Origin of the sequence: Paenibacillus sp. D2_2 (genome assembly GCF_031199965.1) — a bacterium.
Classification (GTDB): domain Bacteria; phylum Bacillota; class Bacilli; order Paenibacillales; family Paenibacillaceae; genus Fontibacillus.
Genome location: NZ_CP133605.1, coordinates 4,097,227 through 4,120,501, shown reverse-complemented (window position 1 = coordinate 4,120,501; position 23,275 = coordinate 4,097,227). Strand labels below are relative to the sequence as shown.

General features: G+C 46.5%; 12 protein-coding genes, 2 tRNA genes, 5 pseudogenes and 1 other annotated feature. Of the genes and pseudogenes, 14 read left to right on the top strand and 5 right to left on the bottom strand.

Features of this window, described 5'->3' with window-relative positions:
• Positions 1 to 66: 66 nt before the first annotated feature.
• From RE628_RS21040 to RE628_RS21000, 9 genes and pseudogenes are all read left to right on the top strand, one after another.
• Positions 67 to 1,588: pseudogene (locus tag RE628_RS21040) on the top strand (2-isopropylmalate synthase).
• A gap of 136 nt (positions 1,589 to 1,724) precedes the next feature.
• Positions 1,725 to 2,833 (top strand): annotated as a pseudogene (locus tag RE628_RS21035) (glycerol dehydrogenase).
• Positions 2,834 to 2,997: 164 nt separating this feature from the next.
• On the top strand, positions 2,998 to 3,600 hold the full coding sequence (locus RE628_RS21030) for a class I SAM-dependent methyltransferase (protein WP_309154869.1): 603 nt from the start codon (positions 2,998 to 3,000) through the stop codon (positions 3,598 to 3,600).
• Between the two features lie 143 nt (positions 3,601 to 3,743).
• Positions 3,744 to 4,819, top strand: a pseudogene (leuB, locus tag RE628_RS21025) (3-isopropylmalate dehydrogenase).
• Between the two features lie 95 nt (positions 4,820 to 4,914).
• On the top strand, positions 4,915 to 5,454 hold the full coding sequence (locus RE628_RS21020; protein ID WP_309154868.1) for a peroxiredoxin: 540 nt from the start codon (positions 4,915 to 4,917) through the stop codon (positions 5,452 to 5,454).
• A gap of 217 nt (positions 5,455 to 5,671) precedes the next feature.
• The gene (locus RE628_RS21015; protein ID WP_309154867.1) at positions 5,672 to 6,076 is read left to right on the top strand and encodes a hypothetical protein; all 405 of its coding nucleotides are present in this window, start codon (positions 5,672 to 5,674) and stop codon (positions 6,074 to 6,076) included.
• 295 nt (positions 6,077 to 6,371) lie between these two features.
• The gene (codB, locus tag RE628_RS21010; protein ID WP_309154866.1) at positions 6,372 to 7,640 is read left to right on the top strand and encodes a cytosine permease; all 1,269 of its coding nucleotides are present in this window, start codon (positions 6,372 to 6,374) and stop codon (positions 7,638 to 7,640) included.
• A complete protein-coding gene (locus RE628_RS21005; protein WP_309154865.1) occupies positions 7,637 to 8,905 on the top strand; it encodes a cytosine deaminase in 1,269 nt (422 codons plus the stop codon). Before codB ends, RE628_RS21005 begins: the two co-directional genes overlap by 4 nt.
• A 331-nt stretch (positions 8,906 to 9,236) precedes the next feature.
• The gene (locus tag RE628_RS21000) at positions 9,237 to 10,343 is read left to right on the top strand and encodes an ATP-binding protein (protein WP_309154864.1); all 1,107 of its coding nucleotides are present in this window, start codon (positions 9,237 to 9,239) and stop codon (positions 10,341 to 10,343) included.
• 69 nt (positions 10,344 to 10,412) lie between these two features.
• Here the strand turns inward: RE628_RS21000 and RE628_RS20995 are convergent, their stop codons facing one another.
• Genes RE628_RS20995 through RE628_RS20985 form a run of 3 tightly spaced genes read right to left on the bottom strand, consistent with a single transcriptional unit; the run spans position 10,413 to position 12,877 of the window.
• Positions 10,413 to 10,577 carry a FeoB-associated Cys-rich membrane protein gene (locus RE628_RS20995; protein ID WP_309154863.1) on the bottom strand — a complete coding sequence of 55 codons (165 nt, stop codon included), beginning with the start codon at positions 10,575 to 10,577 and terminating at the stop codon, positions 10,413 to 10,415.
• A gap of 42 nt (positions 10,578 to 10,619) precedes the next feature.
• Positions 10,620 to 12,638 (bottom strand): ferrous iron transport protein B, encoded by a 2,019-nt coding sequence (feoB, locus tag RE628_RS20990; RefSeq protein ID WP_309154862.1) that lies wholly within the window; start codon positions 12,636 to 12,638, stop codon positions 10,620 to 10,622.
• Positions 12,635 to 12,877, bottom strand: a complete 243-nt coding sequence (locus RE628_RS20985) for a FeoA family protein (protein WP_309154861.1) — start codon at positions 12,875 to 12,877, stop codon at positions 12,635 to 12,637. The genes feoB and RE628_RS20985 overlap by 4 nt, the downstream gene beginning before the upstream one ends.
• A 305-nt stretch (positions 12,878 to 13,182) precedes the next feature.
• Here RE628_RS20985 and RE628_RS20980 point away from each other — a divergent pair.
• Together RE628_RS20980 and RE628_RS20975 are read left to right on the top strand one after the other, a co-directional pair.
• Positions 13,183 to 14,141: pseudogene (locus RE628_RS20980) on the top strand (aldolase catalytic domain-containing protein).
• 203 nt (positions 14,142 to 14,344) lie between these two features.
• A complete protein-coding gene (locus tag RE628_RS20975) occupies positions 14,345 to 16,474 on the top strand; it encodes a putative bifunctional diguanylate cyclase/phosphodiesterase (RefSeq protein WP_309154860.1) in 2,130 nt (709 codons plus the stop codon).
• A 98-nt stretch (positions 16,475 to 16,572) separates the two neighbouring features.
• On the opposite strand, the gene RE628_RS20970 is transcribed toward RE628_RS20975, so the two are convergent.
• Positions 16,573 to 16,643 (bottom strand) — tRNA-Gly (locus tag RE628_RS20970).
• Between the two features lie 11 nt (positions 16,644 to 16,654).
• Positions 16,655 to 16,731 (bottom strand) — tRNA-Pro (locus tag RE628_RS20965).
• A gap of 246 nt (positions 16,732 to 16,977) precedes the next feature.
• Positions 16,978 to 17,265, top strand: a binding site (T-box leader).
• Positions 17,266 to 17,384: 119 nt separating this feature from the next.
• Here RE628_RS20965 and pheS point away from each other — a divergent pair.
• The 3 genes and pseudogenes from pheS to RE628_RS20950 all read left to right on the top strand — a co-directional run bounded on the left by pheS (position 17,385) and on the right by RE628_RS20950 (position 23,218).
• The gene (pheS, locus tag RE628_RS20960; protein WP_309154859.1) at positions 17,385 to 18,419 is read left to right on the top strand and encodes a phenylalanine--tRNA ligase subunit alpha; all 1,035 of its coding nucleotides are present in this window, start codon (positions 17,385 to 17,387) and stop codon (positions 18,417 to 18,419) included.
• A gap of 21 nt (positions 18,420 to 18,440) precedes the next feature.
• Positions 18,441 to 20,888: pseudogene (gene pheT / locus RE628_RS20955) on the top strand (phenylalanine--tRNA ligase subunit beta).
• Between the two features lie 119 nt (positions 20,889 to 21,007).
• Positions 21,008 to 23,218, top strand: a complete 2,211-nt coding sequence (locus RE628_RS20950) for a hypothetical protein (protein ID WP_309154858.1) — start codon at positions 21,008 to 21,010, stop codon at positions 23,216 to 23,218.
• Positions 23,219 to 23,275 lie beyond the last annotated feature (57 nt).

The following is a 23,275-nucleotide window of genomic DNA, read 5'->3' as shown; positions in this document are numbered from 1 at the left end:
TGCGGCCGTGCCCTACGCGTGTGCCGCATTGAGTTTTATTGGTAGTTTGTACAGGAGGTGTACATAGTGCGCAAAATTTATATGTTTGATACAACGCTGCGTGATGGAGAACAGTCCCGGGAGTGAATCTGAATACCCGCGAGAAATTGGAAATCGCTTATCAATTGGAGAAGCTTGGTATTGATCGGATCGAGGCGGGCTTTCCCGCAGCTTCGCCGGGTGACTTGGCAGCGGTAAATGCGGTTGCCCGGGCCATCAAAAGTTCGACGATCATCGGCTTGTCCGTTCACGGACGCAGGATATCGATGCAGTAAGAGAGGCGCTACAGGGAGCGGAAGATCCTTGTATTCATATTTTCCTAGCTACCAGTCCGATTCATCGCAAGTATAAGCTTAAGATGGAGAAGGATCAGGTGATGGAAACGGCACAGGCGGCGCTCAGATACGCGCGTCAGTATTTCTCCAAGATCGAGTTCTCTTGCGAAGATGCTGGGCGTACGGAGATTGACTTCCTCTGCGAAATGACGGCGATGGCGATCCGCGAAGGAGCATCGGTTGTAAATATTCCGGATACCGTAGGATACCTATATCCATATGAATACGGGAATATCTTCAAAACCTTGAAGGAGAGAGTTCCAGACATCGAGAAGATCCAATTGAGTGCGCACTGCCATGACGATCTGGGAATGGCAACGGCGAATTCGTTGGCTGCAATTCTTGGTGGGGCCGACCAAATTGAGGGAACGATCAACGGAATTGGCGAAAGAGCTGGCAACACCGCTCTGGAGGAAGTAGCAATGGCACTGGAGACGCGCAGCGAATTTTTCGGGGCTAAGACATCACTTGAACTGTCGGAGATTGCTCGCACAAGTAGCTTGATAAGCCGATTGACAGGTATGGTCGTGCCGGGGAACAAGGCTATCGTTGGTGCGAACGCTTTTGCGCATGAGTCAGGGATTCATCAGGACGGGATGCTGAAGGAGAAGACGACCTATGAAATCATGTCTCCGGAGACAATCGGCCTGAAGGAGAGCAAGCTGGTACTTGGTAAGCATTCCGGACGCCACGCTTTCCGCGAGAGATTGATTGAGCTCGGATACAAGCTGGATGATGAGCAACTGAACGAGGCCTTCGCGAAATTCAAGGTTCTAGCCGATAAGAAGAAGGATGTTACCGACCAGGACTTGCATGCTCTGCTGCAAGAGAAGCTGGTGGATACACCGGAAGCGTATCAATTGCAGGCGATCCATGTGTCCTACGGTAATGAATCGACGCCAACGGCCAAGGTGCGCATCCTGACGGCCGATGGCAAGACGCTGGAGCAGGAATCAGAAGGCAACGGCTCGGTAGATGCTATATACAATGCGATCGATCAGGCTACTGGTGAGATGGTAACTCTGTCGGATTACTCAATCAAATCGATCAGCTACGGAAAGGATGCCCAAGGTGAGGTTCACGTCGTCATGACACAGGAAGAACTCACTGTACAGGGCCGCGGCGTAAGTACGGATATTCTGGAAGCGAGCGCCCGCGCTTATGTCGATGCGCTGAATCGATTGATTGAGAAGAAGGAGATACAGAAGTTATAGAATCTTTGGTCACTTGAGAAGGGCCCCAACTAAGAGTTGGGGCTCTTTCTTTTTGTATGATAATGCCAGACAAATCTACACATTCTAAGGATGCTGCCTATATGTGGCGAAAGAGATTGATTAAAAGGAGATCAAGATGACCAAGACCAATTATGTGAAATCGGTGACCTCGCCTAAGAAATTTATTATCGGACAAGGACTGCTCGGTTCCATTCATGATTACATGAAAAATTTTGGAGATTCCGCATATGTAATCTGCGATGAATTCATCCTGGACCGTGCGAAGGAGGAAGCGGGTAAGTCTATACAGAACGGGGGCAATAAAGCTGTATTTGAGAAGTTCAATTATCAGATTACAAAGCAGGAAATTGAACGGCATCGTGAGTTGTTACGTGAGGCTGGTGCCAATATTATCGTTGGCATCGGTGGCGGTAAGACGCTGGATACCGCCAAGGCTACAGCTTATTATGAGCATTTGCCTGTCGTAATCTTTCCAACGATCGCTTCAACCGACGCTCCTTGTACGGCACTTGCTGTAATTTACAAAGAAGATGGCTCCTTCGACGAATACTTATTCTTGCCGAGCAACCCGGATATCGTTCTAGCCGATACAGGAATTCTGGCTGCTGCGCCGTCCCGCTTCTTTGCTGCAGGGATTGGTGATGCGCTGGCAACTTATTTTGAGGCGAGAGCCTGCTATCAATCATTTGGTGACAATCTGGTGCTCATGAAGCCTTCGGCAACCGGACTCGGAATAGCAAGACTCTGCTATGAAGCGTTACTTAAAAATGCCGTTGCGGCCAAAATTGCTGTGGATAACCATGTCGTGACGCGTGCTGTAGAGGAGACGATTGAAGCTACAATATATTTGAGCGGTGTGGGGCGGAGTCCGGCGGCTTAGCGGCAGCCCATGCGATTCATAACGGAATGACGGCTGTTGAATCATTGCATAAGGCGCAGCACGGGGAGAAAGTAACCTTTGGTCTGCTGGCTCAGCTGGTATTGGAGAATGCTCCGCGTGAAGAATTGGAGACGGTGATTCATCTCATCAAAGCCGTTAACCTACCGTTGACGTTGCAAGATCTTGGGATGAAGAAGTTCGTGGAGGAAGAATGGCGTCAGGTTGCGATCGATGCCTGTGCAGAGGGCGATACGATGGGCAATATGCCATTCCCGGTCAGTCCGGATGATGTATATCAGGCGATTATTACAGCGAATGCGATTGCTGAAGCATATCACGATTAAGGGTTATAGCTGACAATAGGAAGGCAGGGGCCTCGAAAATTTAATGGAGAGGTACCCTGCCTTTTTTGATATCAAAGCCAATGATATGATACTGTAGCTATTACAAGATAATCATTGAAAATGCATTGGAAGAGTTTTTGGAAAAAACGGATTGGGGTACAATCATGGGAAATACCGATATTTTTGATTTGATGGCGAGTGGATATGATACACCCGAAAGAATCAGAATCGCCAAAATCATATCAAATGCTGTTCGTGAATACATAGCAGACGGTAAAAATAAAAGTGCGATCGATTTTGGATGTGGGACCGGACTCGTTGGCATGGATTTGCTGAATGAATTTCGTTCTGTGACTTTTTTGGATACCTCGCAAAATATGCTTAGACAGATAGAGCAAAAAATGGCTGAGGCCCATATCCAGAATGCGGCTACGTTATGCTTTGATTTTGAAGCGGTATTCCGCTCGGATATCCGTGCTGATTACGTTATTATGGCTCAGGTTTTACTTCATATCAGTAATGTCGAGCCAGTGTTATCCAAGTTGTATGAGGTTCTTAATCCAGAAGGCCACTTGCTAATTATTGATTTTGATAAAAATGAAGATATTGCCTCCGACATGGTTCATAACGGATTTGATCAAGGACAGCTTATAAATCTGATGAATCAGTTGGGCTTCAGGAATGTTGCGGCTAAAACCTTTTATACGGGGAATAAAATATTCATGAATCAGGATGCGTCCATGTTTATATTGGATGCTAAGAAATAGATTTCACCTGAATATCCTTTAAACGGCTTATAGTTAAAACCTATAAGTCTAATAGAATCTATATCTTGGTCTAGCCTCTCCGATTATGTTACAACAGAGTAAGGATGTTATTCGTGAAATGTTGAGGAGAGGAAGATGAAATCATGGCTGACGTAAAAAAAATAGCCGTTATTGCTGGGGATGGGATCGGACCTGAGGTTGTTGCAGAAACAGAAAAAGTATTGAAGCGCACAGAAGAGCTGTTCGGTTATCAATTTGAAACGGAGCATGCGCTATTTGGTGGGATAGCGATCGACGAGAAGGGGACACCGTTGCCGCAAGAGACACTTGATATTTGCCGCAGTGCTGACGCGGTATTGCTCGGAGCAGTTGGCGGGCCGAAATGGGACAGCAATCCGAAGGAACTCCGTCCAGAGACAGGCTTGCTCGGTATCCGTAAAGCGCTCGGCTTATTCTCTAATCTGCGTCCGGCGGTTGTATTCGACTGCTTGAAGGATGCTTCCACATTGAAGCCGGAAGTATTGGAAGGCACGGATCTGATCGTGGTTCGTGAATTGACAGGTGGCATTTATTTCGGTGAGAAATTCCGCCGCGAGACAGAGCAGGGGCAGGAAGCAGTTGATACTTGCGCTTATAACGTGAACGAAGTGGAACGGATTGTACGTCAAGCATTCGAGATCGCCCAGAAGCGCCGTAAGAAACTAGCTTCTGTCGATAAGGCGAACGTGCTTGAGACCTCCCGCCTGTGGCGTGAAGTTGTGATCCGGATTGCCCAGAATATCCGGATGTGGAGCTTGAGCATGTATTGGTAGATAACTGCGCAATGCAGTTGTTACGTCGTCCATCCAGCTTCGACGTTATCGTAACAGAGAATATGTTCGGAGATATTCTCAGTGATGAAGCTGCGATGCTGACTGGTTCGATCGGGATGTTGTCCTCCGCATCGCTTGGAGAAGGCAGCTTCGGACTGTACGAGCCTGTGCATGGCTCGGCACCTGATATCGCTGGCCAGAATTTGGCTAATCCGATCGCGACGATCTTGTCATTGGCCCTTATGTTCAGAATGACATTTGGCTATGCGGATGCCGCAGATTCCATTGAGAAGGCTGTAGCAGATGTCCTTAATTCAGGACATTGTACCGGTGATATTGCGGTTGATAAGAGTAAGGCGATTGGCACGAAAGAGATGGGCGATCTGATCGTCGCAGCGATGAAATAACTTGAGTATGCATGCATAGCATGAAAAAAAGTAGTCCAACCTAAAAAATAGAAGCGCCTTTTGTTTCTTACCATTTGCTGAGGAGGAATTTTCAGATGGCAGAACGTTTGGTAGGCAGACCAGCTCCGGAATTCGATCTCGCGATTGTAGACGGAGATGGCCAAGATTTTGGACGCAAGAAGCTGTCCGATTATCGTGGCGAATGGCTCGTATTCTTCTTCTATCCGTTGGACTTCACAGATGTATGCCCGACTGAGATTATGGCGCTAAGCGAGGCTTACCCTCGGTTCAAGAAGCTCGATGCTGAAATTCTCGGCTGCAGCGTGGATTCAGAGTATAGCCATAAAGCGTGGATCAACACGCCGAAGGATAGCAATGGCCTAGGGCAGTTGAACTTCCCGCTCGCGTCCGATATGACGAAGAGTGCTGCTCGCGATTATGGTGTATTAATCGAGGAAGAGGGCGTCGCACTACGTGGCTTGTTCATCATTGACCCGGAGGGCGAAGTGAAATACCAAGTCGTTCACCATAACAATGTTGGACGCAGTGTTGATGAGACGTTCCGTATTCTTCAGGCCCTTCAATCTGGTGGTCTTTGCCCCGCCAATTGGAAAGCTGGAGACAAGAATCTCTAGTTAAAGTGACAAATTTATGTGCAAGCCCTCTGTCTGGTTCGTCCATACAGGGGCTTTTTGCCACGGTTCGTTCCTTCGTCCTGGATATTTGGTAATAATTTCTTACCGGGTAGAGGAATTACTTAAGCCATTCTCGAATAAATTATTTGAAATCGCATATTGAAGGTGGATATAATACTGGAGTATATGAACAAGGATCTGGAAAGGGTGACAGGGGATGAGTTTTTGCTGCGGTGCTAGTATGCTTGGAACAAAGGGGACATTGAAGCATTATCGTACCCAGGTCCATAATGTTCCCTTACTGTTCTGCCCGGTATGCCATCGGGTGGAAGTCCATTACAAAGTGGAGAATGAATACGAGATTTTGGCAGAGTACGCACATGGTGATGGTGTCTCAGAAATAGATTTTCAGGATTTTGTAATGGAGGATGAAGAATCGATTTTCTGCAACTGTGTGAACTGTGAAGAAGAGGACCCGCTTGATATTGTTCAGAGCCAAATTGATATGGCGCTTGACCTTCTGGCTTTCGCGAAGCATATCGTCGATACTAAGTGGGAAAAAGAGCTGAAGAAGCGTCTGGCAGTAATGAGTCGTCGGAGAACGAAACTGCTGCAGAAATAGATTGTCATGTATTTCCAGTGACAAAGTGGATGTTTTCTGTAATAATGATAAACAACTTTATATTGATACCTTTAAATCAGTCCCGTGAGACTGGCAAGGACAGCGGACCTTATGATCCAACAAGGCGTGGTATTTCTGTGCCCTATTTGGTCATAAGTAGGAGAGGCGTATTGTCAGAAACGGCAATATGCCTTTTTTATTTGCAAACATTTGATTTTTTGCACGGTTCGATGCTCTCCAAGCATGTACAAGCATCACACGGTATCAATCACCATCATGTTATTTGGAGGCTGCTATGGAAAAAGTAGATTTGGAATTCTCATTAGAACCTGTGCCTCAGGCACATCGTAACGGATTTTGGAAAATTCTCGCCGTCATGCTGGGCTTCACCTTCTTCTCTGCCAGTATGTGGGCAGGTGGAACACTTGGTAACGGACTTAAGTTTTCTGAGTTCATCTGGATTGTTTTGGCGGGGAATTTGATTCTTGGTGTGTACACGGGGGCTTTGGCTTATATCGCTGCTAAAACAGGGCTGTCGACCCACTTGCTGACTAGATATGCGTTCGGTGAAAAGGGATCGTATCTATCCTCATTGCTACTCGGTTTAACGCAGGTAGGCTGGTTTGGGGTTGGGGTTGCGATGTTCGCAGTTCCAGTACAAAAAATGACCGGCATGAACGTATATGTCCTGATTCTCATTTTTGGTGTACTGATGACGATCACTGCTATTTACGGGATTAAGGCACTGGCGATTATCGGAATTATCTCAGTACCTTCGATTGCAATCTTGGGAAGTTATTCGATGATTGAGGCCACTAACACGGCTGGAGGCCTTCAGGGTTTATTCTCCTATCAGCCTGCCCAAGGGATCGGGATTGCTACGGCATTATCGGTTTGTATCGGTTCCTTTATTAGCGGAGGAACGTTGACACCCGATTTTGCGAGATTCGCTAAGACGACTCGTTCCGCAGTAGTATCCACTGTAGTGGCGTTTTTCCTTGGAAATTCATTAATGTTCTTATTTGGTGCGGTAGGCGCAATTGTATATGGGAAATCGGATATTTCTGACGTAATGTATCTGCAAGGCTTAATTCTACCGGCTATCATAGTACTGGGCTTGAATATTTGGACGACCAATGAAAATGCTCTATACGCTTCAAGTTTGGGATTCTCTAATATTACGAAGTTATCGCGCAATAAATTTGTAATAGCTAATGGTCTCCTAGGTACGGTTGCTGCCATGTGGCTCTATAACAACTTCGTTGGCTTCCTTACGATACTGGGTTCTGTTCTGCCATCGATCGGGGCGATTTTGTTAACTGACTTCTTCTTACTCAAACGGGGCAAATATCAGAAATTTGAAGATATGAAATTCAGACAAGTGAATTGGAATGCTCTGATCGCTTGGGTTGGTGGCGTACTTATCGCTAAATTTGTACCGGGGATTCCGCCGGTCAACGGGATTCTAGGAACAGCAGTGATTTATGTGATCGTCATGAAGTGCTTTCCTCTGCGTGAGGAACAAACAACTACGAAGATGATTAATGAGGGGGTTCAACAATGATTATTCAAAATGCTAAATTAAGAGCTCAAGAGGGCCTATGGAATATCGTTGTACAGGATGGGAAATTTGTGAGCATTACTGAGTCTCTGGTGAATGCTGAAGGACATGAAGTGATCGATGTTGCCGGTTCGCTCGTTCTTCCGCCATTTATTGAACCGCATATTCACCTAGATACGACGCTCACGGCTGGTGAGCCGGAATGGAATCAAAGCGGTACGCTATTCGAGGGCATTCAGCGTTGGTCGCAGCGTAAAGAGACGTTAACTCATGACGATGTAGTGCTGCGCTCCAAGACAGCTCTTAAATGGCAGATCGCCCAAGGCATTCAGCATGTTCGGACGCATGTCGATGTGACAGATCCTGATCTGACCGCTCTGAAGGCATTGCTCGAAGTGAAGGAAGAGATGGCTCCGTATGTGGACATCCAGCTTGTTGCCTTTCCACAAGAGGGCATCCTATCGTTCCCGAACGGTGTGGAATTACTTGAGGAAGCGATGAAATTAGGAGCGGATGTGGTAGGCGGGATTCCGCATTTTGAATTTACGCGTGAATATGGCGTCGATTCCATGAAAGTGGTATTCGACCTGGCTGAGAAATACGATCGTCTGGTGGACATCCATTGTGATGAGATTGACGATGAGCAGTCCCGGTTCGTCGAGGTTGTTGCCAAGGAAGCCTTTGAGCGCGGCCTCGGGGCGCGTACAACAGCAAGCCATACAACGGCCATGGGCTCCTATAATGATGCATATGCCTACAAGCTGTTCCGTTTATTGAAAATGTCGGGCATCAATTTTGTATCCAACCCGCTAGTAAATATTCATCTGCAAGGACGTTTCGATACGTATCCGAAGCGCAGAGGCTTGACCCGTGTTAAAGAGCTGATGGAGGCAGGACTGAACGTATGCTTTGGACATGATGATATTTTTGATCCATGGTATCCGCTTGGTACGGGAAAAATGCTTCAGGTTCTCCATATGGGAATTCACGTCGCTCAGCTGATGGGCTACGAGCAAATCGTAAATTCTATCGATATGATTACGACGAATAGTGCCAAGACGTTGCAAATAGAAGATAAGTATGGCATTGAGCCCGGTAAGCCGGCCAATTTCATCGTCTTGTCGGCGGAGAATGAGTATGAGGCGATCCGGAAGCAAGCGACTGTTCGCTATTCATTCCGTAATGGTAAGATGATCTCCGAGACGAAGCCTAGCGAGACAACCATTACTCTTGGGAACGAAACAAGAAAAGTTGATTTTAATAGATAAATTGACAAGTACTTCCAATTTGGGAGTGCTTTTTAACTTTTTTGGATATTTTTTTAGTGAAAATGGGTAAATTTTACCGATATCTCTTTTTCGACAGTATCTCTGATTGACGTTTTCTGGAAAAGTTTACTATGATTTAATCAGGGGCTTTGTACATGCTTTAAGGAGATGGTTAATATCCGCTATAAGGGGTTTCCATAGGAAATGTAGAGGAAGAACCTTTGAGTAAAGATCAATGCCGGAAAAACGTAGAATAGGACTAGCAAAGTGGCCGTAGACCGTAGGTTGACGCATATAGGCAGGTAGATCATTTGAAAAAGGGGGATCAATCTTGTTGAGTGAATTCCAGGATACATTACTTGAGTCCGTCAAAGCATTTCAATCGACTCAGCTTGTAATGAACAAGTATGAAAATGTGCTCCAGCATTTGGATAGCGGTATTATGCTGTTCGATAGTGAAGGAGTGCTGACTTTTATTAATGTGCAGATGGCTAAACTCCTTGAAACCCCGCGTCATGCATTGATCGGATGCAATTTGATGCAAATACTGCTTCATCCACACCTGAACCAATTCAAGAAAAGAAAGATCTTACGTATTTATCGCGAGACGATTTTTTATCGCAGGAAGAATCATGAGGTCGTTGATGAATATGGACGTCATTGGTTAATCACGGTCAAATATGGAGACCAGATGGATGGAGATTTCCTGCTCAGTGTGAAGGATGTATCGGAGTTCAAGCAAATCGAGCAAACGGCGTATCAAAATGATAAGCTGGCCATGCTTGGTAAGATATCAGCGGCTATTGCTCATGAGATTCGTAATCCGCTGACGACGATCCGCGGTTTCATTCAGCTGCTCCGTCCTCATCTTGTCCAATTGGGTAAGGATGAATATGCCCGGATTATTCTGGCCGAAATTGATCGCGCCAATGATATTATTTTTGAATTTCTTAACTCTTCCAAGCCCACTGCCCCGCAAATGGTCGTCGTTAGTGTATATTCCTTATTAAAAGAAGTTGTGCTTCTGACTGAAAGTGAGGGGCATATGAAAGGCTGTGAAATCAATCTGCTCCTGCGTGAGGATGTAAACATGAATGTGTCTATTGACGTGAAGCAGATTAAGCAGGTTCTATTAAATATTATTAAAAATGCGCTGGATGCGATTGAAGAGGTAAATAGCGGTCGCTCTGGGGTTATTAATATTACAGCAAAACCCGAAGGGAAATATGTGAATATATCTATCCAGGATAACGGGAACGGAATCGACAAGACCTTGCTGGCCCATCTCTTCGATCCATTCTTTACGACGAAGGAAAAGGGGACAGGACTTGGCTTATCGGTTAGTTACCGGATCGTTAGAAATCATAAGGGAACGATTTCCGTCGATAGTATCAAAGGGGCGGGAACGATCTTTGAAATCTGGCTCCCTACGGTTTAGATTTGTTCAAGACGAAATAAGGGAACCCCATCATAATAATGATGGGGTTCCCTTGTATTCATTCAGGACTCATGAGCGGGGAGAAACAGATGTCTGATTGACATCCCCGCAGGCCGCACAGGAATTGCGCTGAGAGCAGCCGGCGCAAGCCCCTTTTTTACTCTTTTTAAATCCACGATAGAGTGCAAATAATGCAAATCCGAAGACCACGCCAATGATCAGAATATCGGCCATCGTTATCACATTCCTTTCCTTTACATTGACACCATAAGGCTCTTACACAAACCCAAGCAATTTACCGCCCTGATAGATAATGAATGAGACGATGTAGGCTAGCGTTAGGGAGTAGATGACAGAGAATGCTGTCCATTTCCATGAGTCCGTCTCCTTACGGAGAATACCAACGGTAGCCAGACAAGGCGTATATAATAGTACAAATACCATGAAGCTGTATGCCTTCAGCGGGGTGAAGGCCAGCGCGATCTGATCTTGTAGTCCAGCCATATCAGGTACATGATAGATGATATTCATCGTTGATACGACGACCTCTTTGGCCATAAAACCAGTGATGAGGGCTGCTCCGGATTGCCATGTTCCAAAGCCAAGCGGATGAAGAATGCTAGCGAACAATCCGCCGATATAAGCAAGGAAGCTATCATCCATCGTTTCCGCTACCCCACCTGGTCCAACATAGGATAATAGCCAGACTAATACGGAACCGCCAAGAATGAAGGTCCCTGCTTTGCGTAGGAAGCCTTTACCTTTCTCCCAAGTGCTGCGGAATAGGGTAGTAGACTGCGGCATACGGTATGGCGGCAGCTCAACCATGAAGAAGGACTTCGTATCTTTGAACATGAATAGCGAGAACAACTTGGCTAATAGAAGTGCTAGTACAATTCCAAGCAAATACAAAGAGAACACGATAAGTGCTTGGGACTTTGCAAAGAATATTCCTGCGAACAAGGCGTAGACAGGCAGACGGGCTGAGCAGGACATCAGCGGAACGAGCAGCATCGTCAGCATTCGCTCTTTCTGTTGTTCAATACTACGCGAAGCCATGATGGCAGGGACGTTGCAGCCGAAACCAATAATGAACGGGATCAGTGACTTGCCGTTCAGCCCTGCCAGTTCCATGATCTTATCCATCATGACTGTGATTCGCGCCATATAGCCTGAATCCTCGATGAAGGAAATAATCAGGAACATGACGAAAATTTGCGGGACGAATACGAGCACACCGCCAACTCCGCCGATAATTCCATCGATCAACAATGCACGTGTGAATTCAGAGGCGCCCACTGCTTCAAGTCCGTTCTCTACCCAGGTGCTGAGCGGTCCAGAGAAAAAGGACTCCAGCAGATCTGACAATGGATTGCCGAGCCAATCAAAAGTCAACTGGAAGGTAAACAGCATAAATACGAGAAATATTGGGATCCCCCAGATGGGGTGGGTCAATATAGAATCTATTTTTTCGGTTAGTGTATTAGGCTTGCGATGGGTAGCATCGACAGTTTTTGCACAGATTTCTTGAATATGCTTCGTTCTTACAGAGCGAATATACTCTTGCAGTGTTGATGGGTTACCTGCCTTGTGCAGTCTTTGTTCAGCCAAATCGCAAATGGATTGTACCTTGGCCATCTGCTCATTTCCGAGATTAAGCGAATGGATAACGGCATCATTACGTTCAAGCAGCTGGAGGGCGATGAAACGTTCCGACGGAATATGGTCAGGTATTACAGAAGTTAATTCCCGGGAAATGTTACTGATTGCCGCCTCGACGGCGCTTCCGTAATCGATGTGAAAATCCGGGGCTTTTACTTCAGAGTTGCTAATTAGATGAAGCAAATCGTCGGCGCCTTTTCCTGTGCGGGCTACAAGAGGGAGCACAGGTACGCCGATACTCTCTGCCAAGGCTTCCAAGTTAATACGAAGACCATTAGATTGAGCAACATCAATCATATTAAGGCCAATTACCATCGGCTTCCCATATTCCAGAAGTTGGAAAGTTAAATATAGATTTCGCTCAAGTTGAGAAGCATCGACGATATTGATCAATAGGTCAGGAGAATCGGTTACTAAATATTCAGCGGCGACACCTTCATCCCGCGATAATGGATGCAATGTGTAGATGCCGGGCAGGTCTGTTAGATCTCCGCTCTTGTTCTTGAGATGTCCAATCTTCTTCTCTACGGTTACTCCTGACCAGTTACCTACATATTCGTAAGAACTGGTTAGCGTATTGAAGAGCGAGGTTTTCCCTGTATTAGGATTACCTATTAAAGCAGCATTGATCATGAGACAGCCACCGAGATTTGTGCGGCTTCTTTCTGACGAATTCCGAATAACTGTCCGCTGCATTCCAGCATTAACGGACCACCGCAGGGGCAGTATCGCTTAATTGTAATATTTGAGCCAACGCAGATGCCGAGATCGGCAAGACGACGTTTTAGTGTGGGATCAATGGATCCGAATTGACGTATCTCTACGGAGGTTCCCGGTCTCAGACCGAGAAGACAGTTTTGGCAGTCAGACATGGTAGATCGCCCCTTATTATAATGAAAGGATTAGAATTAGAATGGGTAAGTTATGCTTTAATCAAAAAGGTATTGGAGTACTAAAATTTAGAATATCTATAATAAATAATTAATATTAAATGATAATATTTACTAGTTAATAATTTGATATTGATAATCACTCTCATTTGTTATAAATAATATAGCAAACTGCAAACTGGCCAACTGTGATATAGATCACAGCATTTAATTCTTTCGCTTTACATTTTCAATTATCTTCAAGTAAGATGGATAATAAAAAACAAACGAGTGAAAGGGATAGGAAGATGAAAGTGAACCAATGTAAGATTGTCGATTGTACTATCCGTGACGGTGGGTTAGTAAATAACTGGGATTTTAGTGTAGATTTCGTGCAAAAATTGTATGCCGGTCTGAATGAAGCAGGCGTGGATTATATGGAAATTGGATATAAAAACTCTCCGAAGCTGCTTAAGGGAGCAGATGAGGCGGGGCCATGGCGCTTTCTAGACGACGATTTCCTTCGCAAGGTGATCCCGGAGAAAGGAAACACTAAGCTGTCTGCACTAGTTGATATCGGGCGGGTAGATGAGAATGATGTTTTACCCGCAGCGAGAGCATGCTTGATCTAATTCGAGTAGCCTGCTACATCAAGGATGTTGATAAAGCTCTGGAGCTTGTACAATTGTTCCATGACCGTGGTTATGAGACGACGCTGAATATTATGGCTTTGTCGAACGTGATGGAGAATGAATTACTTGAAGCGTTCGAGATGATCAAGGAGAGCGTAGTTGACGTTGTGTATGTCGTTGATTCTTACGGCAGTCTGGATTATAAAGATATGGAATACTTGGTGAACAAATTCAAGACCCATTTGCCTAATAAACGCTTGGGCGTTCATACCCATAACAACATGCAGTTGGCTTTCTCGAATACGCTAGTTGCAGCAGATAATGGGGTAGAATTCCTTGACGCTTCTGTGTACGGGATGGGACGAGCAGCAGGAAACTGTCCTACTGAACTACTCGTAACTCATTTGAAAAATACAAAATATAAACTTCGTCCATTGCTTGTTGTGCTTGAAGAGCTCATGGTGCCGCTTCGCGAGAAGGAGGAGTGGGGTTACCTGATCCCCTACATGATTACCGGAACGCTGGATGAGCATCCGCGTTCAGCTATGGCACTTCGTGTTTCGGACGACAAAGATAAGGTCGTTGATTTCTACGATAAGCTCACGACGCCTGAAGTGAACTTCAAGAAGAAATAATAGTACGAGTTTAAAAAGTCAGACAAATAGACTATATATGATAAAGTCCGGTTATCTCAGGATAACCGGGCTTTTCTGAATGTTTTGAGCGAATGCAGTTTTTGACGATTTTTGTCCTCAGATTAGGGAGAAGGCAGGAAAATAGCGGATGATGTTGAATTGTACAACTAAAGAATATACCTCCGGGGGATGAGAACTCAAAAATGGGTACTAAGACAGAGAGAAGAACAGCGATAATCCAGGGAGGAGTTGGCTTGGCAGGTATGCTGGCCTTAATCATAGCATCCGTCAGGTTAGATAGTCTGGGGATTTCCGCAGAAAGTACAAGAGCATTACTGATTTTAGCCGGATTGGTGATCGGAACGGTATCATTTGCGATTTTTGCTCAGGGCTGGATTTTGTTTGCAGACAAATTATCTAGACAGCGATCGTATACAGCGGTTCTTTTTTTCATAGTCGGATTATTAGATGTATTACATATATCAGCGTATAGCGGGATTAAGTTATTTGGAATAGAGACAGGCCTTCATCTATCGGACACGTTGCTTGCGATTTCACATTTGTTAGGGGCTTTGGGAATCCTGTTTATTTTCAGTTCGGAAGACCAGCAGGTGTCAGGCAAGCATAAATTAATGACCTTTATCGGTGGTGCATTAGTCACCGTGATCGGGATCGGTCTGTTATATACGTATCAAAGGAAGTATTCAACTTGGCATACATACGAAGGGCGCAGCTTCGGCAATGCGATAATCTGGATGGTTACGCTGCCGATAATCTTATTAGCGATGATATCTATGATCCGCCGAGCACGTGAGTCCAGCTCGTCCGCGGCTATTACGATGGTCAGGGCACTGATGTTCATGCTACTGGGTCATACTTTTTTTATGTTAGTAGACATGCGGCTCAGCTTGCTTCATGCTGTCGGCGAGTGGTATATGGTGATCTCTTATTATTTCGTAATGAAGGGTGTATACCGCCTTACCATCGAAGAACCGTTCCGCAGCCAACAGGCAGTTGAAGCCATGATGAAGCATATGGTAGATCATGATGATCTGACCGGATTGCCTAATTTGCGGCGGATGAAAGAGGAGCTCGACGGGTATGCGAATCATTTTGGCGCCTCATGTATCGGTATAACTGTTATCAATATCGATCGATTCAAAGCGATTAATGATTCTCTCGGTTATAGTGCGGGTGACAAGATGCTTACGGAAGTAGGTGAACGGTTGTCTGAAGTGTGCCATGGTGCGGAGAAGGTCTATCGGATGAGCGAAGATGAGTTCGCTGTTATTCTGACTGATGTGAACGATGCGGAGGCTGCTGAACGGCGAGCGATAAGCTTACTTCGATCGGTGAACCCATCGGTTATTATCGATGATACAGAGTACCATATCTCATTGTCGATGGGATTATCCGTGTATCCCGTAGACGGAACTTCTGTGGAGCAGGTCATTCAATATGCTGATATGGCCGTTCATCATGCCAAAGATCAAGGGCAGGAATTCTCGCGTTACGTCGATACGATGAAGCTAGTGACCCAGGCCAGAATCGAATTGGAGAATGATATGCGCAAGGCGCTGGATCAGGAACAATTCTTTCTGGAGTTTCAGCCGCAATTCAGTCTGCAGACGAATCGAATGGTAGGAATGGAGGCGTTGGTACGATGGAGACATCCCAAACGTGGCATCATTTCACCGGGTGACTTCATTCCGATTGCTGAGGATAGCGGATTGATCGTCCAGCTTGGAGAGTGGGTATTGAGGACTGCTTGCCAGTACAATAGAAATTGGCAATTAGCTGGTTACCCACCAGTATGTATATCCGTCAATCTATCGATGCGCCAGTTCCGTCAATATAACTTGGCTGAGAGGGTCGGAGCGATCCTGAATGAAGTCGGAATGGAAGCGAAGTATCTGGAGCTTGAGGTTACAGAGAGTATGACCTATGATATCGAAACCGCGTTAAGCCAGCTTTACAGCTTGAAGCAGCTTGGAATACATATTAGTATCGACGATTTTGGAACAGGGTACAGCTCACTCTACTATTTGAAGAGCTTGCCGATCGACCGTTTGAAGATTGACCGTGCTTTCGTCCAAGAGCTGATGCTGGACGGAAATGATGCAGCCATAGTATCAACGATCACGACGATGGCGCATCATCTACAGCTCAAGGTAACTGCCGAAGGAGTGGAGAGCAAGGAGCAGCTTGAATTCCTGAAGCAACAGAATTGCCATGAGGGGCAGGGCTTCCTGTTTAGTAAGCCTGTTCCTGCAGGAGTATTCGAGAATGAGTTCCTTCAGCCGGCTTGCCGGTTAAGGAGCTTTTTTATATGAGACATGTTATAGAGATTGGAGGTACTCCCAGCCGAAGCGCATGTTGTTTTATAGATAACAAAAGAAAACCCCTTGCATCGCAAGGGGTTAACATAGGAAGCGGGTGATGGGAATCGAACCCACGCTACCAGCTTGGAAGGCTGGAGTTCTACCATTGAACTACACCCGCAAATGAAATTATGGTCGGGATGACACGATTCGAACATGCGACCCCCTGGTCCCAAACCAGGTGCTCTACCAAGCTGAGCTACATCCCGTTGTCTTTATTTAAGAAGCTAACTTCTTTGTGAAGACAAGAAATAATATATCATTTTTATAGATGGAAGGCAAGACCTTTTTTGAAAAAACGATTGACTACATCCGTTGAATTCAGCTTTTCACTGCTACCTGCGTTAAGATGATAGCCGGAGCAGTTATTTAGAGCGCTGGTAGCTTGCCATCAGAGGGAAGTTTGCATATAATATTGATTAAGTGAAATCAGTCAAGCCAAACGCATAAAAGAAGTAAATGCAATGATGGAGAAGAGTAAGCAGAAGCCTTCTTACAGGGAGGGGACGCCGCAGATTGAGAGCGTCTCTACGAAATTCAGACTGCTGAAGTTCGCTCCGGAGCAGTTCCTTGAACAGCTTGTTCCTACTGAGCACAAATGAGGGAAGAAGAAAGTAGAGGATACCGGTCACGAACCGTTATTCGTTAAAGTGAGAGTATTGCTCTAACAGCGGACGCCTATGGTGTGTGCTGCATGCTGCAGACTCTAACAAGGGTGGTACCACGGTCTTTTCGTCCCTTCTGGGGAGAGAAGGCTTTTTTTGTTTGAATCAACTGTCAACTTCAATTTTAGCCTGTGTTATTAGCTTATGAGGGCATAAGTTCAAATTGATGATTTTATATGTTTAGGGAGGATAAGTTCATGAAGGATCGTTTGGAAGCACTCAAGCAAGATGCATTGGAACAGCTTCACAAGGTTGCAGATGGAAATCATCTGAATGATCTACGTGTTAAATATCTAGGTAAGAAGGGTGCGCTTACGGAAGTTCTGCGTGGTATGGGATCTCTAAGCGCAGAGGAGCGTCCGGTTATTGGTCAGGTGGCCAATGAAGTCCGAGGGGCTATTGAAGCCCTGGTCGATGAGAAGAGCAGATTCTTCCAACGTCAAGCTACTGAACTACGCCTCGCGGCCGAGCAAGTAGATGTGACCTTACCGGGTCGTCCGATGAAGCAAGGCGGGGTTCACCCGTTGAATCAGGTTATTCAGGATATTGAAGATGTCTTCATTGGTATGGGATATCGGATTGCTGAGGGTCCCGAGGTCGAGACCGATTATTATAATTTCGAAGCGTTGAATTTACCAAAGGATCATCCGGCTCGTGATATGCAGGATTCTTTCTATTTAACGGAAGAATTGCTGATGCGTACACAGACTTCTCCGGTTCAAGTACACACGATGGAGCAAATGAAGGGCGAGGTGCCTATTAAGGTTATTTGTCCTGGACGAGTATATCGTCGCGATGATGATGATGCGACCCACTCCTTCCAGTTCCATCAAATCGAAGGTCTAGTTGTCGGCAAAGGAATCCGCATGAGTGACTTGAAGGGGACTTTGCTCGAGTTCACAAAGAAAATGTTCGGTCCGAATACGCAAATTCGTCTACGTCCGAGCTTTTTCCCGTTCACCGAACCAAGTGTCGAGGTTGACGTAACCTGTGTAAAATGCGGCGGTAATGGCTGCCGGGTGTGCAAACAAACCGGATGGCTGGAAATTCTGGGCAGCGGAATGGTGCACCCACGCGTGCTGGAGATGAGCGGCTATGATCCTGAAATTTATAGCGGCTTTGCATTCGGTATGGGTGTTGAGCGGATCGCGATGCTGAAATATGGTGTGGATGATATCCGTCACTTCTTCAGCAATGATCTTCGTTTCTTGCAGCAGTTTTCCAGAATTTAATAGCGGAAAGGGGAAAGTTAGATGAAAGTATCAACCGAATGGTTATCCAAATATGTATCACTTGAAAATGTAAATATTACAGAGCTCGCTGAGCAAATTACGCGCTCGGGCATAGAGATTGATTCGATAGAGGACCGCAATAAAGGCGTGACTCAGGTTGTTGTGGGTTATGTCAAGCATAAGGAAAAACACCGGATGCCGACAAGCTGAACGTGTGTACAGTAGATGCAGGCTTAGGCGAGGATCTGCAGATCGTCTGTGGAGCTAAGAACGTAGACGCTGGCCAGAAGGTTCCGGTTGCGCTTGTAGGCGCCGAGCTGCCAGGTGGTTTGAAGATCAAGAAGGCGAAGCTACGCGGCGTTCCTTCGCATGGAATGATCTGTTCTGCCAAGGAATTGGGACTAAATGACAAGTTACTGCCGAAGGAGCAACAGGAGGGTATTCTGGTGCTGCCAGAGCATGTGGAGATTGGCACGCCGATCACGAAGCTGCTTGGGCTTGACGATCAAATCCTTGATTTCGATCTGACCCGAACCGTTCCGATTGCCTTAGTATGCTGGGTGCGGCGTACGAAGTGGGCGCGATTCTCGGAAGAGATATCAAGCTGCCGACGCCAGAGAAGGACCTTGTTGAAGTGCAGAAGCCAGCCCACGAATATGTATCTGTGAAGATTGATGCTCCGGCATTGTGTGATCATTACGCGGTCCGCTATATTACAGGTGTTAAGATCGCTCCTTCGCCGCTTTGGATGCAGAATCGTCTGATGGCTGCGGGAGTTCGTCCGATCAATAATATCGTTGACGTAACGAATTACATCATGATGGAATACGGTCAACCACTGCATGCTTTTGATGCTGATAAGATTGCTGGCGGCGTAATTGGTGTTCGCGAGGCAACAGCGGGCGAGATCCTTGTCACATTGGATGGACAGGAGCGTAAGCTGGAAGTGGGAACGCTCTTGATCGTAGATGGAGAGGACAAACCGATCGCTCTGGCAGGGGTTATGGGTGGTTTGAATTCAGAAGTGACGGAGCAGACGACGAATATTGTACTGGAATCGGCTAAATTCAGCGGCAGTTCAGTACGGATTACGTCTCGTCAACTGGGACTTCGTTCCGAAGCGTCGTTGCGTTTTGAAAAAGAGGTTGATCCGAACGCTGTAATTCCGGCTCTGAACCGGGCGGCTACACTTATGATGAAGTATGCTGAAGGCTGCGTTCATCAGGGCGTAGTGGAGACTGTTGTTCAACAACCGCAAGAGAGAATCATTGCCTTGTCGATCAGCAAGCTGAATGCTTTCCTTGGAACGGATATTTCATCGCTGGAGACGAAGACGATTCTGAGCAGATTGCATCTTGATTGCGGCGATGTGTCCGGTAATACTATTGAAGTACGCGTACCAACCCGTCGTGGAGATATTACCCGCGATGTAGATTTGATCGAAGAAGTTGCACGTTTGTACGGGTATGACAACATTCCAACTACAGTTATAGAAGGGCCGACAACCGTAGGTGGATATACGAAGTCACAGGCGCTGCGCCGTAACTTGCGCAAACTGCTGGTGCATGGCGGGTGGCAGGAAGCGATGGGCTATTCCTTCGTGAAGGAAGGCAGTAGCAAACTGTTCCCACGTCTGGGCACAGGAGAGTATGAAGTAAAACTGGCAATGCCGATGAGTGAGGAGCGGGGTGTTCTGCGTAGTAGTCTGTTACCAGGGCTGACCGAGATTGCGGCATATAACCGCAATCGCAAGCAGGATAATCTGGCATTGTTCGAGATCGGCAATGTATTCCTCTCCACAGAAGAGAAGCTGACGAAGCAGCCGCAGGAATTGTCTGTGCTCGGACTGCTATTGACTGGTAATCGTGGAGAGAAGCGCTGGAATGTACCTGCGGAGAAGGTAGACTTCTTTGATATCAAGGGAGCGCTTGAAAGTGTGTTCAATGCATTGGGATTAAGCGAACGCATCTCTTATGAAGCGAATAAGCCGACTGGATTCCATCCGGGACGCTCTGCTTCCGTGTATCTCACTGCACCGGAAGGCAAGCTATGGATTGGCACCCTGGGCAGCTTCATCCGGAGCTACAGCACGAACTGGATCTTGAGGATACGTATGCAGCAGAATTACTGCTTGAACCGATCTACCGTTATGCGGGAGCAACTGTAGCTTATCAGGATCTACCACGCTTCCCATCGATGCAGCGTGACATTGCTGTCGTTGTAAGCGAAGAAGTTCAAGCTGGGGATTTGGTCGGAACCATTCGCCATACTGCGGGCGAATTGCTGGAATCCGTTGAAGTATTCGACGTATTCACTGGCAGTAAGCTGGGAGATGGCAAGAAGAGTGTAGCTCTGTCTCTCGTATACCGTCACAAGGAGCGGACGTTGACGGATGAAGAGATCGCTGAAGTGCATGGGTCTGTGGTCAGTGCACTTGAGCAAACTTTTGCTGCTGAATTAAGAAAATAGCAGGAATTGCACAAAGTCACATCGAATCAAGTACAGGTAAACGATTCGATGTGACTTTCGTGCAAAAAAATGCATATTTCAGACACCTAGAACGAAGCGCAATAAAGGAGGCACAAAGTTTGAATACCCCTGACCGGATTAGTGTAAACGTAGATATTTACGGTACTTCTTATAAAATTGTTGGCAGTAATGAAGCGTATATGAAACAAATCGCTAAGCGTGTGGACGAGCAGATGCGTTCCATATCCAAGGCGTATTCACACTTGGATATTCCCCGCCTAGCGGTGTTGACCGCCGTTCGGATGACGGAGGAGGCTGCGAGGGTGACTCAGCTTGAAGGAGAGCTGAGAAGCTTGCAGCAGGAGAAAGTAGCTCTCGCTCAGGAGATGGAAGTTCTCAAGACGCTAAATGCTAAGCAAGAAGAGCAGCATGCCAAGCTTCAGGAGGAGCATGGCAATTTGAAGAATGACAGGAAGACGTTGTCTGACAAGCTTATGGCATCTGAGGCCATGCTTAAGCAGCATGAAGCTGAGAATGCGAAGCAAGTCAAGGAACAGGAAGCCAAGGACCTCAAGCATACGAACAGAATGCAGGATTTGGAGCGCCAGTTGAATGAGCAACGGAACAGTAACACCCAGCTGCAGAATAAGCTTCGTACCACGGAACAAAATGTGCAGCGGGAGAAGGGCGAACATGACAAGCTGAGCGCGCAATTGAAGGCCGTACAGCAGCGTGAAGAGTCGGCTAAGGCAGACGGACAGCAATTGAAGGCGAGCATGGATAAGCTGGAATTGCAGAAGAAAGGATTGCAAGATTCGCTACAAAGTGCAGAAGCAGAGACGAAGAAGCTGCAGCAGCATGTACAGGAAGCAACTGAACGGGAGAAGAAACTCCGCTCCGAGTTAGATGGCGTTCTGCAGAACGAGAAATCCTGGCAGAAGCTGGCCGAGAAACGGAATGAGGAATTGAACCGTTTGGAAGCGAAGCTGCTCGAGGTATCTGGTGAGCTAGAGAAGAATGAACAGCAGTTGCAATTCGCGACGAAGGAAGCGAATGCCGCCCGTCAAGGTCTGCAGGCTGAAAAGGACAAGCTTCAAAGAAGCACAGCCGAGTTGGAAGAGCTGCGAATTAAATTGAAGCAAGCACTGTCTGATCGGGGAACCGCGATTATGAAAGCGGAAGCCAGTGAGGAAGAGAAGATTCGCTTGCAAGAAGAGATTCAAAGTACGGGTGAGCGCATTCTTGAGCTGGAAGAAGAGTCCAAAGGCTACGCTCAGCTTGCGGAGTCGAGTGAAGTAGAGAAGAACCGACTGCAAGGTGAGGTTCAAAGTCTTTCCGAACGTATACAAGGTATGGAAGAAGAGGCTAAGAATTATAATCAGCTCGTAGAGTCGGGCGAAGCAGAGAATAAACAGCTTCGTGAGAAAATCCATAATCTCGAAGATCGTATTCGGATCCTTGGGGAGGAGTCTCAGGACTATGCTCAGCTTGCAGAGATAGGTGAAGCAGAGAAGAAAGAGCTGCAAGAGGAAGTTAAGAATCTTGATGAGCGAATCCGGGGTCTGAAGGAAGAGACGGAGAGCTATGCACAGTTAGCGGATGCAAGCGAAGCGGAGAAGAAGCGCTTAAGAGAAAAGATTGAGAGTCTGAGTGAGAAGATTCAGGAATTGCAAGAAGAGTCTGAGGACTATGCCCAGCTTGCAGAGGCAAACGAGGCAGAGAAGAAAGAACTGCAAGATGAAGTACAGAATCTTGACGAGCGTATCCGGGAGTTGAAAGAGGAGTCGAAGGGTTACGCTCAGCTTATGGAGACAAGCGAAGCAGAGAAGAACCATTTGCATGAGAAGAATCAAAGTCTGGGTGAACGTATTCGTGCTCTGGAAGAGGAGTCGAAGGACTTCGCTCAGCTTGCAGAAGAGCAGGAGCAGGCGCGCAAAGATGCCGAGCAGCAAGAACAGGCTTGGAAATCGCAGCTAGCTTCAGCTGAGCAGGAGCTTGCTTCCTGGCGTGAGATTGAAGCTGACATGCAAAGACAATTGAATACATGGCAACAGGAATGTGCGGCGAGCTCGGAGAAGGTCGAGGAGCTAAACGTGGATTATGAGGCACTGCGGCAGGAGAAGGAACAAATGTCTGAGCAGATTCGGCAAATTACCGAAGGCTATGAAATTGTATCGCATGAGTATCATTTGTTAAAATCGGTTAGAGAGTTAGACCAAGAGAACACGCAGAAGCTTGAACAGGAATATAAGCGTCTGAAGGAAGATTATGCGAAGCTGCAGACGGAGTATGACGAATGGATCGAATTGATCGAACAGGATAACAATTAGCGCTGTGCTAGTTCAAGGTACAGAATTTAAGGGTCCTTAGGCGATTCGCCAAGGACC

Coding starts and splice junctions, on each gene's coding strand:
- RE628_RS21005 (WP_309154865.1), top strand. CDS start 7,637: ATGATTATTCAAAATGCTAAATTAAGAGCTCAAGAGGGCCTATGGAAT.
- codB (WP_309154866.1), top strand. CDS start 6,372: ATGGAAAAAGTAGATTTGGAATTCTCATTAGAACCTGTGCCTCAGGCA.
- RE628_RS20985 (WP_309154861.1), bottom strand. CDS start 12,877: ATGTCTGACTGCCAAAACTGTCTTCTCGGTCTGAGACCGGGAACCTCC.
- RE628_RS21015 (WP_309154867.1), top strand. CDS start 5,672: ATGAGTTTTTGCTGCGGTGCTAGTATGCTTGGAACAAAGGGGACATTG.
- pheS (WP_309154859.1), top strand. CDS start 17,385: ATGAAGGATCGTTTGGAAGCACTCAAGCAAGATGCATTGGAACAGCTT.
- RE628_RS20995 (WP_309154863.1), bottom strand. CDS start 10,577: ATGGCCGATATTCTGATCATTGGCGTGGTCTTCGGATTTGCATTATTT.
- RE628_RS20975 (WP_309154860.1), top strand. CDS start 14,345: ATGGGTACTAAGACAGAGAGAAGAACAGCGATAATCCAGGGAGGAGTT.
- RE628_RS21030 (WP_309154869.1), top strand. CDS start 2,998: ATGGGAAATACCGATATTTTTGATTTGATGGCGAGTGGATATGATACA.
- RE628_RS21020 (WP_309154868.1), top strand. CDS start 4,915: ATGGCAGAACGTTTGGTAGGCAGACCAGCTCCGGAATTCGATCTCGCG.
- feoB (WP_309154862.1), bottom strand. CDS start 12,638: ATGATCAATGCTGCTTTAATAGGTAATCCTAATACAGGGAAAACCTCG.